The organism is Methylobacterium sp. GC_Met_3 (assembly GCF_026540775.1).
GTDB lineage: Bacteria > Pseudomonadota > Alphaproteobacteria > Rhizobiales > Beijerinckiaceae > Methylobacterium.
Window position 1 is genome coordinate 534,419 of record NZ_JALNUL010000001.1, and the last position, 14,908, is coordinate 549,326.

Below are 14,908 nucleotides of genomic sequence, written 5' to 3' on the forward strand. Positions count from 1 at the left end.
ACATCGGGGCGGTGAGCGGCTGGGTATAGCGGTACCTCGCTTGTCCGTATCTCGATGAGATGACAGAGCGTGTAGAACACCTGACAACATGAGGGCGTTGGGCGATGTGGGAGCCGCTTGAGGCACCACCCGGATTGGCGCCTCCCCGGCCGATCACCGTGCGGGCGCAGCCCATCCCAGCCCGGCGCTACTTCGCCGAGCATGCGCATCCTTGGCACCAGATCGTCTACGCCACCTCCGGGGTGCTGACGGTGGCGATTGAGGGACGCTCCTTCGTGATCTCACCGGAGCAGGCTGTGTGGCTGCCGACCGGCGTTCGACATCGGGTCGGGTCGCTCTTGGGCGCCCAATTCCGCAGCTTGTGGATTGCGGACGAAGCAGGGCGTGGTGTCGCGGAACTTCCGACAGTGTTCGCCGTCCAGCCGTTGCTGCGGGCGTTGATCCTTGAGGCCGTGGCGATTGAGGGACAGGAGAGCCACGATGGCTACGCTGGCCGTGTCAGCGTCCTGATCCTTGATCAGCTACGTCGCGCGCAACCCCTCCCGGGGGCACTGCCCTGGCCGCGCGAAGGCCCGTTGGTCGGCCTCTGCGAAGCCCTTTACGCCGACCCGGCAGACCTGCGCGGGCCGGACGTCTGGGGCCGCGAACTCGGGATGTCCGGCCGTACCCTGGCGAGGCGCTTCGAGACCGAACTTGGCATGAGTCTGCGTTCGTGGCGGCGACGCCTACGCCTGTTCAAGGCGGTCGAGTTGATGGGTAATGGACTGAACGTCACCCAGACCGCGATGCAGCTCGGCTACGGCTCGACATCCGCGTTCGTCTTCGCATTCCGCACCGGCATGGGTTGCAGTCCGCAGACCTACATGCGCGAGCGGTCGGCTCACATCGAATGCTGATCCACGATCGAATTGGCGCAGAGCCAAAGTCTGCTTCTGGCTATCGTGCCAACAGTCATTTCCCACCCTTCTCGGACGTTCAGGGATGGGTACCAAACGTCAGATTTTGACAACTAGGTGCCGTGACGCAAGTGTCCGACGCGGCCATCGCCGCGCTGACGGCGTTCCTGGGCGGTGGGGTCATCCTCAACGTCCTGAAGGAGGAGGTCCCGAGTGAGCGGCAAAGTCGGTTCTGGGCCTTCGCTGCCGGGGGGGCCGGCTATTCCGTGCTTTTATTGGCGCTCTGATGGGGCTCTCAACGGGCCGCTCATCGACCGACGAAGCCCCTGATCGACGTTTGGCCTGGATCGCCCGCCAGCGAAGAACTTTCAGTTTCGCATCGGCACGGATACGGTGGACCTTCAAGGCAAGCCTGCCCTGTCCGTCCGCCGAGCGCGAGGGCGACCCATGTCTGAGCTCGGACGAATGGTCGGCAGGGTGGGGCTCACGGCTTCCACACCCGTAACGTACCTTCACACGAGCGCCCACTCGGGTTGGTCGGGAGCCGCGCTCACCCATGTCGCCGCGTCCCGGCAGGGCGTCTTCGAGGGCTCCTGGAGGACGCTGGTCCTGAGCTACCGGACCAGTCCCGAGGCCGTCCTGTGCGTCCCCGGCGCCCGTGGTCGAATGCGGCGGTCCGAGACGAGGGTCCAGGTCTGGCAACCCCACGAGACGGTCCGGGGCTGTTGGGACGGGGACGGCGAGGCCATCAACCTTTTCATCGAGCCCCGTCTCTTCGAGGAGGCGCTCGGCCGGCCGGTCACCTTCGGCGCGCTCAAGGGCGTGGCGGCGTTCCAACGGGACGGTGCCCTCGTCGGTGCGTTGATGAGATCGCTCCTGGCCGACAGCCTGGGCGGCAGCCGCTCCGGTCCCATGCTCGGCGAGAGCATCCTCGGCGCCCTCGTCCAGCACGTCTCGGAGGCCGCGGGCATGCAGCCCGAGGAGGTCCTTCTCCGGAACGCGGAGACCCGCAAGGTCCGGCGCGCCAGGGACTTTATCGAGGCCAACCTGGCCGCACGCGTCGGGTTGACGGAGATCTCGCGAGAAGTCTCCATGAGCGTCCGCCATCTCCGCCGCGCCTTCCACCTGGAGACCGGGATGTCGCCGCACCAGTATCTCATCCACCGGCGCGTCGAGCTTGCGAAGCGGCTCATGGCGGATGGCAGGCTCACGCTTGAGCAGGTCGCCCTGAGGACCGGCTTCGTCGGCAGCTCCCATTTCTCGACCACGTTCCGCAAGGTGGTCGGCGTTGCACCGTCTCAATTCCGCAACATGTAACGGCATTGCACTATATGCCCGGCTCCTGGCCGTATCGCGAATGTTTTGGCCGTTTTCTGAATTCTGATTAGAGCGACCGTCCATATCCTTCCGAAACAAGAAACTTTCGGAGGAATCGATGAAGGCCCCCCTCATCCGTGCGCTGCTGACGTCCACCATGTTCGTGGCCGTCACGTCCGTGGCCCAGGCGCAAAGCCTTTACGTCGCGGCGCCCACGCCGGACCAGCCGACGGCGCCGACCTACCCGTCGTCGGCCCCGAACAACGGCCAGCCCATCGCGTCGGTCCGTGCGATCACGGGGTTCGGCACCGTCTACGGTTTCGGCTCAAGCTCCACGAACACGCGGCTCCTTCCCACGCTGCCCTACGCCACCGAATACTACTCCAACGGCCATGCCATCTATACCGAGATCCTCTCGCCCCTGATCGGCGCGCGGTACGTCCCGGGCAACACCTTCCCCGGGGCGACGGGACTCGCGAACGGCGGCTCGACAAGCACCAGCCTGCTGTTCGGCAGCCCGGTCGGATGCACCATCAACGTCAACTGCACCCTCACGCCCCAGATCGCCCAGTTCCAGCAGGCCTACGGGCGCTTCGCTCCGAACGACGTCGTCGTACACTGGGGCGCGACGAACGACTTCAACAACACGGTCATCAGCAGCCTGGCGGTCGAGGCCCAGGTCCGCGACCGGGCCATCGCCCAGCAGACGACGGCCATCCAGCAGCTGATCGGTTTGGGCGCGCGCAACATCGTCTTCGTGAGCCAGTCCGACCTCGGAGCGCTGCAGCTCTACAACGTCATCAGCCCGAACGCCTCGGCACTGTTGACGGCCGCCGCTCGCGAGACGAATGCCGGGTCCTACGCGAACCTCGTCGCGCTTCACCGGCAGACCGGCGTCAACATCCACTACTTCGACCAGGATCTCCTCGTCAGCCAGATCCGCGCGAACCCGACCGCCTACGGCTTCTCGGCCGAGGGCGTGCGCCCGAACGCGACCTGCGTGACCCTGTTCCCGACGCTCAACGCGAACACGACCTGCGGCAAGGCCAGCTTCGCCGAGCAGAACAAGTACCTCAGCTTCGACGGCATCCACTGGACCTATCGTTTCCACGACATCCAGGGCCAGGCCATCGCCAACCAGTTGATCGCGCCCTACACCATCGCGCCCCAGGTCGAGATCGCCGATGCCGGCGCCCGGGCGTTCGCCAACAGCCTGCTGCTACGCCTCGACGCGTATCGGGCACAGAACACCCCCACCGTGGTGGGCGCCAACTTCGCCGCCGACCTCCCCGGTAGGGCCGCCGCACCGGTTCCGACCGCCATCCTCCTGGGCAACCCGGTCTCGTTGTTCGCCGAAGGCGGCTTCGCCGCCGGGGGGCGTGACAGCCGGCAAGGTGCGCCGGGCTTCGACTACGACGCCGCATCCGTGACCGTCGGCGCGGAGTACCGCGCACGGCCCGACCTGCTTCTCGGGGCCGCCTTCAACTACAGCAACCCTTACGTGAACCTCACCAGCCTCGGCTCAGTCGGGGCGACGCAGATCGACGTGAACAGCTACCAGTTCGCGGGCTTCGCCTCGCTGAACCGGCCGGATTGGTTCGCAGATCTCGTGGTGGGCTACGGGTTCACCGACTTCGACGTGACGCGCGCCGGCGTGATCGATCAGATCCAATCCAACCCGCACGGCCAGACCGTGCTCGCCGCCGCGAAGGCGGCCTACCTCTTCGACCTCGGCCCCTTCCGCGTCGGCCCGGTCGGTACCCTGACCTATGCGCACACCTGGATCGACGCCTACTCGGAACGTGGCGACCCGCTCCTGACGCAGGCCGTGCGCCAGCAGAGCACGGACGGCCTGACCGGCGGCGCCGGGGTACAGGTCCGCTTGCCGTTCACCCTGGGAGACCGATTGGTCAGCCCCTTCGTGAACGTCACCGCCGAGCACGATTTCCTCGGCCACCTCCGCACCATCACCACGGCGCAGACCAACACCCTGGCCCTTCCCATCAACACCTCGATCTCGGGCTACGACGGGCGAACCTACGGCAAGGTCGCGGCCGGCCTCAGCGTGGACCTCGGGGGTGGCCTCAGCGCGATGGTGAACGGTTCGGCCACCTTCGAGCGCGCGGCCGGCAACGACTACGGCGTCAACGGCGGCGTCAGGTATCGCTTCTGAAACAAGAGACGGCCGACCCGACCAGCCCCGTCGCGGACCCCGCGGCGGGGTTTCGTGTGTTGCGGGGCCAACCTACATCAACGATGCGGCGCCGCGCACGACGACCGCGAAGGGGTTCGGTGACCGGATGCATGCGGAGCCTCCACCGGCTCGGCTACGAGAAGGCGCGCTCGGGCACCGCATGGCAGGGGATGGTTCCGCTCCCGCCGCCCAACGCAAGGACACTTACCTCAAGATGATGACATCGAACCATGACGCCCGGCTCATCCCCGGTAACGAAGTGTCCGGCGACGGAGGGGTGAACGGTCGCCATCGCGTGCGCACCGACCCCAGCGTCGGTTGGCTCGCCGTCGGCGCCCTCGGTGCGGCGGCCGCCGCCGTCCTGATCCGCCGCCGGCGGCCTCCGGCGACCAACGCCTACTATGTGGCCCTCGGCAGCTCCTTCGCCGCCGGCCTGGGCCTGGGACAGCGCGCGCCCGGCAGCCCGCTCGTCTCGCAACGGGGCGTCGACGGCTACCCACAGCAACTCGCCCGCCTCCTGCGGGTACCGTCCTTCACCGACATGACCTCGTCCGGCTCGACCGTCCGGCAGGTTCTGCGCGGCGGGCAGATGCTGCTCGGCCCCCAGATCGACGCCCTCGGGCCGGACACCCGCCTGGTGACCCTGACGGCGGGGGGCAACGACGTCGGGTACGTCGGCGACCTGACGTTCATGGCACTCCGCAACGAGGGAGGCTTGGTGGGCACGATCCTCAAGGGCGTGTGGCAGGGGCCGAAACGCACCCGGGAACGGGAGTTCCGTGAACTCGACGCGAACCTGCGTGCGACCTTGCGCGAGATCCGACGCCGCTCGCCGCTCGCCCGCATCGTGGTGGCGACCTATCCCGCGATCCTGCCGGATGCGCTCGGATGCCGAACGCTGGGCATCACGGAAGGCCAGGCGGCGGCGATGCGCGCCGTGGCCGACGAGCTCGCGAGGGTGACACGGGTCGCCGCCGGGAGCACGGGAGCAGCCGTCGTCGATATGGCCGTCACGTCCAAGGGACACGACGCCTGCAGTAAGGATCCCTGGGTCAACGGCTTTCGGCCCGAGCATGGCGCCAGCTTCCATCCGAACCGTGAAGGCGCGGAAGCGACGGCCAAGGCGATTGTCATCGAGGTCGAGAGACTTGGCGTAGCTCGATAGGTCCCTGCCTCGGAGCGCATTTGAAGGCGCATCGGGTCGACCTTCCAGTAGGCACGGAGGCCGCGACGTCAACCGAGATGATCCGGTCCCCAGTCTATTGATTCGGGGCCAACTCGCCGTACCAGTAGGCTGCGGTGACGCCGCCATCCATGAGGAAGTCGCTGCCCGTGATGAAGGCACCCTCCGACCCCATGAGGAGGGCTCCCACCGTTCCGACCTCGTCGGGGGTACCGGCACGCCCGGCAGCCGACATCTCCAGCATGCGCCGGTAGCCGGGTCCGCGCGGTCCCTTCAGCTCGTCGTTGGCGAGCGGGGTGATAATGATCCCCGGGCTGATCGTGTTGACCCGCGCGCCGCGCTTTCCCCAACGGACGGCCTCGGCCATGACCCTCAGGGAGTTGCCGCGCTTGGACACCTGGTAGGCGTGCAGCGGGTCCGTCACCTGGTCCGGTTGAAGCATCGGGAGCGCCAGCAACTCCCCGACCGGCGTGGTGGCCAGGGCCGCGTTCTGCTCCACCGTGAGGGGCGGCAGGCGATGCCCGGACTGGGACGCGATCACGACGCCCGCGCCGCCGCGGGCCATGACGGCGCCGAACGCCTCCAGGACCAGGGCGGTGCCGTACAGGTCGACCTTGAGGATCGTCTCCGGAGAGGCCTGGGTCGGAGACACCCCTGCGGCATGGATGAGGCCGGTCACGTCCCCGATGGCCGTGGCCTTTGCCACCAGGGCCTCGACCGAGTCGCGGGACGACACGTCGACGGTTGCGGTGCTGACGTCGAAACCGGCGTCGGCCAGGGTCTGGGCGGCCGCCTCGGCGTTCTCCGGTCGGATATCGGCCAGCAGCACGTGCTTGCCGGCGGAGACCCGGCGCGCGATGGCCTGCCCGATGGACCCCGCCCCGATCAGGACGATGACGTTCTTCATGGTGGTGTCCTCGAAGTTCAAGTGTTCCCGCGGACCGGGTCGATCACCCGGCCTCGGGCAAGCCAAGGCGGCGGCGCAGGTCAGGGGCCGCCGTGTTCGCCCGGAAACCGGGACCGCCCCGCTGGAAGCTGCGGGCGGCCGCGAGATCCCCGACGACGACCGGCTCGCACCCGGCATCCCGGACCAACTGCGCCGCGGTCCGCACGGCCTCGGGGTCATCCCCGGCGAGCGGGACGCCGAGCTTGCGGCTTTGCCCACCGAACGAGGCCTCGACGGCGGTGGCGTCCACGGCGCTGAACGCCCGCACCAGGCGCGTACCCGGCAGGTGACCGGCGGACATGGCGCCGACGCCTTTGGTCTCGGCTTCCGCGTTGCCGGGCGGTGGGTTGCAGGCGTCGAGAACGACCTTGCCGCGCAGCGCCTCGCCGAGTTCCCGCCCGACGCCCGCCAAGGCGTCGTAGGGGACCGCGACGAGGACCACCGGACCGAACTCCGCCGCCTGGCGCGGGGTGCCGACGGAGGCGCGCGGGCCAAGCTCGCGAGCCATGGCGGCGAGCCTATCGGGATGGCGGGTGGAGAACAGCACCTCGTGGCCGGCCTGCACCCAGGCCATGCCCACGGTGCCGCCGAGCCATCCCGCGCCGATGACGCCTATGCGCATGGGTTCGGCCGCGGCCTTCACGGACGTGACGGCCCATGCCGACGCAGCGAGGCCGGTGATGGCTGCGCGACGGGAAAGCGGCATGCGAACGAGCCTTTCATGGGCGGGACCACGATCTGGTTTCCTGGAGGCATAGGCGGCTACGGCCGCGGGGCATCCTCGACCCGGTAGCGGAGCCAGACGGTCCCGCCCTCCAGGGTCTCGGTATGGAGGTGCCGCAGCGCCAGGCCGGCGGCCGGGCGCTCGTCCGGCTCGCCGCGGTGGTCGAAGATACTCGCCACCCCGGCGAGGCCGTCGACGGCGGGCTGGATGAGCAGGCTGATCTCGTCGATCAGGCCGGCCTTGAGAAAGGCCCCGTTGATGGCGCCGCCTCCCTCAAGGAGCAGCGTCCGGACCCCGAAGGTCTCGCCCAGCGTGTCCATGGCGCGGCGTAGGTCGTGCCCGTCCGGGCCGGCGAACAGGTAGGAGACGCCGTCCTCTCGCAGCTCGGCGAGGTAGGCGTCCGAGACCCCTTCGCCGAGCACCGCCACGAGGTGGTCGCCGCCTGCGTCGTCCCGCCCGTAGTGAACCTTGCCCTGCGGGTCGACGGCGACGGCAAGGTCCCGCCCCTTCCGGTCGGCCATGTGGGTCTCGCGCAAGTCACCCGGAACCATGGCCGGGGTCCTGGGCTGTCCCTTGGCGATCTCGGCCATGGTCGTGCGGCCCACGATCCATCCCTCCCCGTCGAGCCGGCCAGCGACCTCCTCGTAGTGCCGGCGCAGGATGCCGCCATCGACCCCGGCGGCCGGCCCGGAGAACCGGCTGGGATGGAGCCGACCGTCGATGGACGTCACCATGTGGCAGATGATTTTCGGGCGCATGGGATTCCTCGCAACGTTCGCGTGGCTTGTTCGAGAGCCTCGTCCGACCACGGAGCGAGCGGCTAGAGCGTCGAGTGGCGGACCGGGGCGGCGCCGATCAGGCGCACGCCCCGGTCCGATCAAGCCGCGTCCGGCATGCGGTCGAGGAGCTTGTCGAGGGTGATGGGATAGTCCCGCACCCGCACGCCGGTCGCGTTGTAGACCGCGTTGGCCACCGCTGCGCCGACCCCGCAGATGCCGAGCTCGCCGACGCCCTTGGCCTTCATCGGCGAGGATTGCGGATCGACCTCGTCGAGGAAGATCACCTCCTGGTGCGGGATGTCGGCGTGGACCGGCACCTCGTAGCCGGCGAGGTCGTGGTTGGCGAAGAAGCCACGCTTGGTGTCGACCGCCATCTCCTCCATCAGGGCCGCGCCGACCCCCATCGTCATGCCGCCGATGACCTGGTTGCGGGCCGACTTCGGGTTGAGGATGCGCCCGGCCGCGCAGACCGCCAGCATGCGCCGGACCCGCACCTCCGCCGTGTCGACGTCGACGCCGACCTCGACGAAGTGGCCCGCGAAGGTCGATTGCTGCTGCTTCTTGGAGAGGTCGCCGTACTCGATGCTATCCTCGGCGCTGAGCTCGGCCCCGCGGGCGGCCTCGCCGAGCGGCACGGCGCGGTTGCCGGCACGCACCTGTCCGTCGGCGAACACGGCGTCGTCGGAGTTGATGCCGAGCCGCTGCGCCACCGCCTCCCGGAGCTTCACGCAGGCCGCGTAGACGCCGGCCGTGGAGTTGTTGGCGCCGAACTGCCCGCCCGAGCCCGCCGAGGCCGGGAAATCGGAATCCCCGAGGCGCACCACGACCTTGTCGAGGGGCAGCCCCATCATCTCCGCGGCGGTCTGGGCGATGATGGTGTAGCTGCCGGTGCCGACGTCGGTCATGTCAGTCTCCACCGTCACCACGCCGTCGCCGCCGAGCCTGACGCGGGCGCCGGACTTCATCTGCTGGTTGTTGCGGAAGCCCGCCGCCATGCCGAGGCCGACGAGCCAGTGCCCGTCCCGGACCTGGCCGGGCGTCGGGTTGCGTTTCGCCCAGCCGAACCTCTCGGCCCCGAGCTTCAGGCAGCCGACGAGGTCGCGGTGCGAGAACGGACGTTCCGGATGGCCCGGATCGGCCTGGGTGTCGTTGCGGACGCGGAACGCGACCGGGTCGAGCCCGAGCTTCTCCGCCATCTCGTCCATGGCCATCTCCAGCGCCATCAGGCCCGGCGCCTCACCCGGCGCCCGCATGGCGTTGCCCTCCGGCAGGTCGAGATGGGCGAGCTTCATGGAGGTCAACCGGTTGGCCCCGGCGTAGAGGAGCTTGGTCTGGTCGACCGCCGTCTCGGGCTTGCCGTCCTCCAGGTTGCCCGAGGTGCTCACGTGGGCGATGGCGGTGATGTGCCCGTCCCCGGTCGCACCGATGCGGATGTGCTGGATCGTCGCCGGTCGGTGCGTGGTGTTGTTCATCATCAGCGGGCGCGTCAGCGCCACCTTCACCGGTCGCCCGACAGCCTTCGCCGCGAGGGCGGCGAGCACCGCGTCGGCACGCACGAAGAGCTTCCCGCCGAAGCCGCCGCCGATGTACGGCGAGTCGACCCGGACGTTCTCCTTCGGGATGCCGAGGATCTTGGGGATGCTGCCCTTGGTCCACGCGATCATCTGGTTCGAGGTCCAGACCGTGAGCTTGTCGCCCTGCCACGCCGCGATGGTCGCGTGCGGCTCCATCATCGCGTGGCTCTCGTCGGGCGTGGTGTAGGTCTGGTCGAGCCTGACGGCGGCCTGCGCGAAGGCGCCCTCGAAGTCGCCGTGCCTGTCCTCGGCACCGCCGCCGCTGCCCTCGCCGCTGCCCCCCTCGACGGGCTTGGCGGCCTTCGCCTCGGCCGCGAGGTCGAACTTGCCGGCCTCGGGGGCATAGTCGACCTTCACCAGGAAGGAAGCGGCCCGGGCCTGCTCGAAGGTCTCGGCCACCACCACGGCGATGGCCTGGTGGTAGTGCTGGATCCGGTCGCCGCCGAACAGGTTGGCGACGTTCATCATGCCGAGCCCGAGCTTGGGCGTCTCAAGGGTGGTGACGATGGCCAGGACGCCGGGGGACCGCTTGGCGGCCGTGGTGTCGATGCGGCGCACGCGGCCCTTGGCGATGGCGGAGCCGACCACGTAGCCGTAGGCCTGGTTTTCCGCCACGTCGTGACGCTCGTAGGCGTAGGGCGCCGTGCCGGTGGTCTTGTACTTGCCGTCGATGCGGTCGGTGGCCTTGCCCACCACCTTGAGCTGGTCGATGGGGTTCTGGCCGGCTGGCTGATCGAACTTCATGGCTCAGGCCCTCGCTTGGTTGAGCGCCGCCGTGAGCGTGCGCTCGGCGAGCTTCAGCTTGTAGGCGTTCTCGTTGGTCGGCTCGGCGCCGGCGAAGACCTTGTCGGTCACGGCCTTGGCGCCGCGCGGCAGGTCGGCCTCGGCCGCCTCCACCCGCCAGGGCTTGTGCGCCACCCCGCCGAACGCGACGTGCCCGGCGCCGTCCTTGCCGAGGATCGCCGCCACCGAGACCAGGGCGTAGGCGTAGGAGGCGCGGTCGCGGACCTTGCGGTAGATGTGCGTGCCCGCCACCGGCTTCGGCAACGTCACCGCGGTGATCAGCTCGCCGGAGCGCAGCGTCGTGTCGCGTTCTGGCTCGTCGCCGGGCAGGCGGTGGAACTCAGCGATCGGAATCTGGCGCTCGGAGCCCTTCGCGTCGACCGTCTCGACGGTGGCGTCGAGGACGCGCATCGCCACCGCCATGTCGCCGGGATGCGTGGCGATGCAGGCCTTGCTCCCGCCGATGACCGCGAGCTGCCGGCTCACCCCATCGAGGGCCGAGCAGCCCGAGCCGGGCTGGCGTTTGTTGCAGGCCTGGGCCGTGTCGTAGAAGTACGGGCAGCGGGTGCGCTGCAACAGGTTGCCGGCGGTGGTCGCCTTGTTGCGCAACTGGCCGGATGCGCCGGCGAGCAGGGCGCGAGAAAGCACGCCGTAATCCTTGCGGACGCGGGCATCGGCCGCGAGGTCGGTGTTGCGCACCAGCGCGCCGATGCGCAGGCCGCCCTCCGGCGTCGCCTCGATCCGGGCGAGCCCGAGCCCGTTCACGTCGACGAGGTGGGTCGGCGTCTCGATCTGCAGCTTCATCAGGTCGAGGAGGTTGGTGCCCCCGGCGATGAACTTGGCGTTCGGCGTGGCGGCGACGGCCGCGGCCGCTGCGGCCGGCGTGTCAGGGCGCTCGTAGGTGAAGGATTTCATGCGGGCCTCCCGGACACTTCGGTCATCGCCTCGACGATGTTGGAATAGGCGCCGCAGCGGCAGATGTTGCCGCTCATGCGCTCGCGGATCTCGGCGTCCGTGACCTGCATCGGTGCATTCAGATCGGCCGTGACGTGGCTTGGGATGCCGGCCTTGATCTCCGCGAGGACCGCGACGCCCGAGCAGATCTGGCCGGGGGTGCAGTAACCGCACTGGTAGCCGTCATGCTTGATGAAGGCCGCCTGCATCGGGTGGAGGTTGTCGGGCTGGCCCAGTCCCTCGATGGTGGTGATCTCCGAGCCCTGGTGCATCACGGCCAGGGTCAGGCACGAATTGATGCGCCGGCCGTCGACGATCATCGTGCAGGCGCCGCACTGACCGTGGTCGCAGCCCTTCTTCGAGCCGGTGAGGTGCAGGTGCTCGCGAGCCGCGTCGAGCAGGCTGGTGCGGGTGTCGAGTTCGAGTTCGCGGCCCTGGCCGTTCACGGTCAGGGCCACCTTCGCCAGGACCGGCGCGTCGCTCGGCTCGCGTCCCGCGTGGGCGCCCGACGGCAGCGTCGTCAGGGCAGCGGTCGCCGTGGCTCCGGCGACCAGATCACGTCGGCTCATGTCGTAATCTCCGGGTGGTGCCATCTTGATTTCCGAGCATGTCGTGGGGAGCGGCCCGTACAGGTCGTCCATCGGGGAACGAACGCGCGTGGCCAGCTTGGATACGATCCAAGGTATCGCGCAGGGTCCCGGGGATTAGTGTGCCGAGACGGCATGGGGCTATGAGCGTGCCTCATGAATGATCTCCCCGCGGCCGCCTGCCTGTGTCAGCGGTCGACGGGGATCCGGCGCCCGACCGCGCATGCGCTGGCCACGCTGCCAAGCCCGGCGAGCGCGATCACCCAGCCCATCGGCCAGGGCGTTCCGTCGGCGAACGTGCCGACCAGTCCGGCGCCGAGGATGCCGCTGCCGTAGTGGATCGCCCCGATGAGGGCCGAGACCGCGCCGGCGCGCTCGGGATAGCCGGCGAGCGCGCCGGAGACGGAGTTCGCGACCACGAAGCCCGTCGCCGAGATGAAGACGAAGAGGGGCGCGACCAGCCCCGCGAGGCCGCCCCACCCGGTGCCGGCCGCCACGGCCAGGGCGAGGCCCGCGCAGGCCCCCGTTGCCGTCCCGAGGAGCAGGAGCCGGTCCCCACCGTAGCGCATCACCAGCCGTGCGTTCAGCAGGTTGGTCGCCATGATCCCGAGGATGCCGACCCCGAAGAGCAGGCCGTAGGACCGGGGGGCGACGTGGTAGACCGTGATGTAGGCGGAGGGCGAGCCGGCGATGTAGGCGTACATGCCCCCGTAGAAGAACCCGCCGGCCCCCGCATAGGCGAGGATGCGGCGTTGGCGCAGCAACCGGCCGTAGCGCACGAACGCATGGCCCAGGGGCTCCCGATTGCGTCTCTCCGGCGGCAGGGTGTCGGGCAGCGTGAACAGGGCCGCCAGCGTGAGCAGGCCGACGCCGACCAGCGCCCAGAAGATCGCCCGCCACCCGGCGACGGCGAGGATCTGGCCGCCGAGCAGCGGCCCGAGCAGGGGTGCGATGGCCATCACCGTCATCAACGTCGACAGCATCTGGGCGGCGCGGTCGCCCGCATAGAGGTCGCGCACCATGGCACGGGCGAGGACGACGCCGGCACAGGCGCCGATGGCCTGGACGATGCGCCAGCCGATCATGCCCCAGGCCGTCATGGAGAGCGCGCATCCCGCCGAGCCGACGACGAACAGGATCAGGCCGACCGCAATCGGACCGCGCCGCCCGTGGCGGTCGCCCAGCGGCCCCCACAGGAGCTGGCCGAGGCTGAAGCCGATCAGGTATCCGGCGACGGTGAGCTCCATCGTGCCCGTGTCCGACCCGAGGCTCGCGGCCATGGTCGGCAGTGCCGGCAGGTACAGGTCGGTCGAGATCGAGGCGAAGCCCATCAGCGCGCTGAGGACGGCGAGGACCCGCCAGCCGTGACCGGCAGCCTCGATCCGGGCCGGTGCGCCGGCACCCCGGGCGTCGGAGGCTTCCGCCGCGTCCCCCGGGAAGATGTCCGCCGTGATCGCCATCGGCGTCCGATCCGCTTCGGCACGCGCGAGCATGCGCAGATTCCCTCTTCCGCAGGACGGTGCGCGCCGTATCGCGCGCACCGGGTCCGTTCTCAGCGCCCGACGCGCTGCTGCAGTTGGGCGGGGTAGCGGTCGCCCACCACCTCGACCTTCGCCAGCGCGGCCTCGATGGCGCCGAGGTCGTCGACGGTCAGGGTGACGTCGGCCGCGGCGACGTTCTCCTCCAGGCGGTGCAGCTTGGTCGTGCCGGGGATCGGCACGATCCAGGGCTTCTGCGCGAGGAGCCAGGCCAGCGCGACCTGCGCGTTGGTCGCCTTGTGCCCGGCCGCGATCTCGCCGATCAGCGTGACGAGCGCCTGGTTGGCCTTGCGGTTCTCCTCGGAGAAGCGGGGCACGATGTTGCGGAAGTCGGTCTTGTCGAAGGTCGTGCTCTCCGTGATCGCGCCGGTCAGGAACCCCTTGCCGAGCGGGCTGAACGGCACGAAGCCGATGCCGAGCTCCTCGCAGACCGGCAGGACCGAGGTCTCCGGCTCGCGCCACCAAAGCGAATACTCGCTCTGCAGGGCGGCCACCGGCTGCACGGCGTGAGCCTTGCGGATGCTCTCGGCGCCCGCCTCGGACATGCCGAAGTGCCCGACCTTGCCCTCGCGGATCAGGTCGCGGACCGTGCCGGCGACATCCTCCATCGGCACGGCCGGATCGACGCGGTGCTGGTAGAGCAGGTCGACGTGGTCGACGCGCAGGTTCCTGAGCGAGGCCTCGGTCACCGCCCGGATATTCTCCGGCCGGCTGTTCACGCCCTTCATGGCGTCGCCGTCGAGGAAACCGAACTTGGTCGCGATCACGACCTGGTCGCGGAACGGCGCCAGCGCCTCGCCGACCGCCTCCTCGTTGGCGCCCTGCGCGTAGGCTTCCGCGGTGTCGAAGAAGGTGACGCCGCGCTCGTAGGCGGCGCGGATCAGCGCGATGGCGGCCGACTTCTCGGTCGCTGGACCGTAGCCGAAGCTCAGGCCCATGCAGCCGAGGCCGAGGGCCGAGACCTCAAGGCCGCTCTTGCCGAGGGTGCGCTTGTTCATGGTGGTGTCTCCGGAGGCGGGGTTGGGCGTCCGGGCGCTCAGGCCCGGTACTGCGGGTCGGTGACGTGTTCCATCCAGTCGACGGACTTGCCGTCGAGCTTCTCCGCGATGGCGACGTGGCTCATGCCGGTGGTGGCCGCGGCCCCGTGCCAATGCTTCTCGCCGGGCTCGAACCAGACGATGTCGCCGGGCCGGATCTCCTCGACCGGACCGCCCTCGCGCTGGACCCAGCCGAGGCCTGCCACGACGATCAGGGTCTGCCCGAGCGGGTGCGTGTGCCAGGCGGTGCGGGCGCCGGGCTCGAAGGTCACGGTGGCGCCCGCGACCCGGGCGGGCTCGGTGCCCTGGAAGGGCGCGTCGATGCGGACCGAACCGGTGAAATACTCCGCCGGCCCCTTGGCCGACGCCTGCGAGCCGCTGCGCTTGATATCCATC

14 protein-coding genes are annotated in these 14,908 nt (G+C 69.5%); 5 read left to right on the top strand and 9 right to left on the bottom strand.

Annotated elements, in window-relative coordinates; translation table 11 throughout:
- The first annotated feature begins 104 nt into the window (after positions 1-104).
- From OXS27_RS02635 to OXS27_RS02655, 5 genes are all read left to right on the top strand, one after another.
- A complete protein-coding gene (locus tag OXS27_RS02635) occupies positions 105-896 on the top strand; it encodes a helix-turn-helix transcriptional regulator (RefSeq protein ID WP_267354081.1) in 792 nt (263 codons plus the stop codon).
- 122 nt (positions 897-1,018) lie between these two features.
- Positions 1,019-1,183 (top strand): hypothetical protein, encoded by a 165-nt coding sequence (locus tag OXS27_RS02640; RefSeq protein ID WP_267354083.1) that lies wholly within the window; start codon positions 1,019-1,021, stop codon positions 1,181-1,183.
- 160 nt (positions 1,184-1,343) lie between these two features.
- Entirely contained in the window at positions 1,344-2,213 is an 870-nt protein-coding gene (locus tag OXS27_RS02645) for an AraC family transcriptional regulator (RefSeq protein WP_267354085.1), read from the top strand.
- Positions 2,214-2,331: 118 nt separating this feature from the next.
- Positions 2,332-4,386 carry an autotransporter domain-containing protein gene (locus tag OXS27_RS02650; protein ID WP_267354086.1) on the top strand — a complete coding sequence of 685 codons (2,055 nt, stop codon included), beginning with the start codon at positions 2,332-2,334 and terminating at the stop codon, positions 4,384-4,386.
- Between the two features lie 235 nt (positions 4,387-4,621).
- On the top strand, positions 4,622-5,572 hold the full coding sequence (locus tag OXS27_RS02655; RefSeq protein ID WP_267354088.1) for an SGNH/GDSL hydrolase family protein: 951 nt from the start codon (positions 4,622-4,624) through the stop codon (positions 5,570-5,572).
- 94 nt (positions 5,573-5,666) lie between these two features.
- Here OXS27_RS02655 and OXS27_RS02660 read toward each other — a convergent pair whose 3' ends face one another.
- The 9 genes from OXS27_RS02660 to OXS27_RS02700 form a co-directional block, all read right to left on the bottom strand.
- Entirely contained in the window at positions 5,667-6,497 is an 831-nt protein-coding gene (locus tag OXS27_RS02660; RefSeq protein ID WP_267354090.1) for an SDR family oxidoreductase, read from the bottom strand.
- Between the two features lie 43 nt (positions 6,498-6,540).
- Entirely contained in the window at positions 6,541-7,242 is a 702-nt protein-coding gene (locus tag OXS27_RS02665; protein WP_267354092.1) for an NADPH-dependent F420 reductase, read from the bottom strand.
- 56 nt (positions 7,243-7,298) lie between these two features.
- Positions 7,299-8,018, bottom strand: coding sequence for a RibD family protein (locus OXS27_RS02670; RefSeq protein WP_267354094.1), 720 nt, complete (start codon positions 8,016-8,018; stop codon positions 7,299-7,301).
- A 119-nt stretch (positions 8,019-8,137) separates the two neighbouring features.
- Positions 8,138-10,357: an aldehyde oxidoreductase molybdenum-binding subunit PaoC gene (paoC, locus tag OXS27_RS02675; RefSeq protein WP_267354096.1), complete on the bottom strand. Its 2,220-nt coding sequence runs from the start codon at positions 10,355-10,357 to the stop codon at positions 8,138-8,140.
- Positions 10,358-10,360: 3 nt separating this feature from the next.
- The gene (locus tag OXS27_RS02680) at positions 10,361-11,311 is read right to left on the bottom strand and encodes a xanthine dehydrogenase family protein subunit M (protein WP_267354098.1); all 951 of its coding nucleotides are present in this window, start codon (positions 11,309-11,311) and stop codon (positions 10,361-10,363) included.
- The gene (paoA, locus tag OXS27_RS02685; protein WP_267354100.1) at positions 11,308-11,919 is read right to left on the bottom strand and encodes an aldehyde dehydrogenase iron-sulfur subunit PaoA; all 612 of its coding nucleotides are present in this window, start codon (positions 11,917-11,919) and stop codon (positions 11,308-11,310) included. The genes OXS27_RS02680 and paoA overlap by 4 nt, the downstream gene beginning before the upstream one ends.
- Before the next feature lie 206 nt (positions 11,920-12,125).
- On the bottom strand, positions 12,126-13,430 hold the full coding sequence (locus OXS27_RS02690; protein WP_267354102.1) for a multidrug effflux MFS transporter: 1,305 nt from the start codon (positions 13,428-13,430) through the stop codon (positions 12,126-12,128).
- A gap of 59 nt (positions 13,431-13,489) precedes the next feature.
- Positions 13,490-14,473, bottom strand: coding sequence for an aldo/keto reductase (locus tag OXS27_RS02695; RefSeq protein ID WP_267354104.1), 984 nt, complete (start codon positions 14,471-14,473; stop codon positions 13,490-13,492).
- Between the two features lie 38 nt (positions 14,474-14,511).
- Positions 14,512-14,907, bottom strand: coding sequence for a cupin domain-containing protein (locus OXS27_RS02700; protein WP_267354106.1), 396 nt, complete (start codon positions 14,905-14,907; stop codon positions 14,512-14,514).
- Between the last annotated feature and the right edge of the window lies 1 nt (position 14,908).

Coding starts and splice junctions, on each gene's coding strand:
- OXS27_RS02635 (WP_267354081.1), top strand. CDS start 105: ATGTGGGAGCCGCTTGAGGCACCACCCGGATTGGCGCCTCCCCGGCCG.
- OXS27_RS02645 (WP_267354085.1), top strand. CDS start 1,344: ATGTCTGAGCTCGGACGAATGGTCGGCAGGGTGGGGCTCACGGCTTCC.
- OXS27_RS02650 (WP_267354086.1), top strand. CDS start 2,332: ATGAAGGCCCCCCTCATCCGTGCGCTGCTGACGTCCACCATGTTCGTG.
- OXS27_RS02655 (WP_267354088.1), top strand. CDS start 4,622: ATGATGACATCGAACCATGACGCCCGGCTCATCCCCGGTAACGAAGTG.
- OXS27_RS02660 (WP_267354090.1), bottom strand. CDS start 6,497: ATGAAGAACGTCATCGTCCTGATCGGGGCGGGGTCCATCGGGCAGGCC.
- OXS27_RS02665 (WP_267354092.1), bottom strand. CDS start 7,242: ATGCCGCTTTCCCGTCGCGCAGCCATCACCGGCCTCGCTGCGTCGGCA.
- OXS27_RS02670 (WP_267354094.1), bottom strand. CDS start 8,018: ATGCGCCCGAAAATCATCTGCCACATGGTGACGTCCATCGACGGTCGG.
- paoC (WP_267354096.1), bottom strand. CDS start 10,357: ATGAAGTTCGATCAGCCAGCCGGCCAGAACCCCATCGACCAGCTCAAG.
- OXS27_RS02680 (WP_267354098.1), bottom strand. CDS start 11,311: ATGAAATCCTTCACCTACGAGCGCCCTGACACGCCGGCCGCAGCGGCC.
- paoA (WP_267354100.1), bottom strand. CDS start 11,919: ATGAGCCGACGTGATCTGGTCGCCGGAGCCACGGCGACCGCTGCCCTG.
- OXS27_RS02690 (WP_267354102.1), bottom strand. CDS start 13,430: ATGCTCGCGCGTGCCGAAGCGGATCGGACGCCGATGGCGATCACGGCG.
- OXS27_RS02695 (WP_267354104.1), bottom strand. CDS start 14,473: ATGAACAAGCGCACCCTCGGCAAGAGCGGCCTTGAGGTCTCGGCCCTC.
- OXS27_RS02700 (WP_267354106.1), bottom strand. CDS start 14,907: ATGGATATCAAGCGCAGCGGCTCGCAGGCGTCGGCCAAGGGGCCGGCG.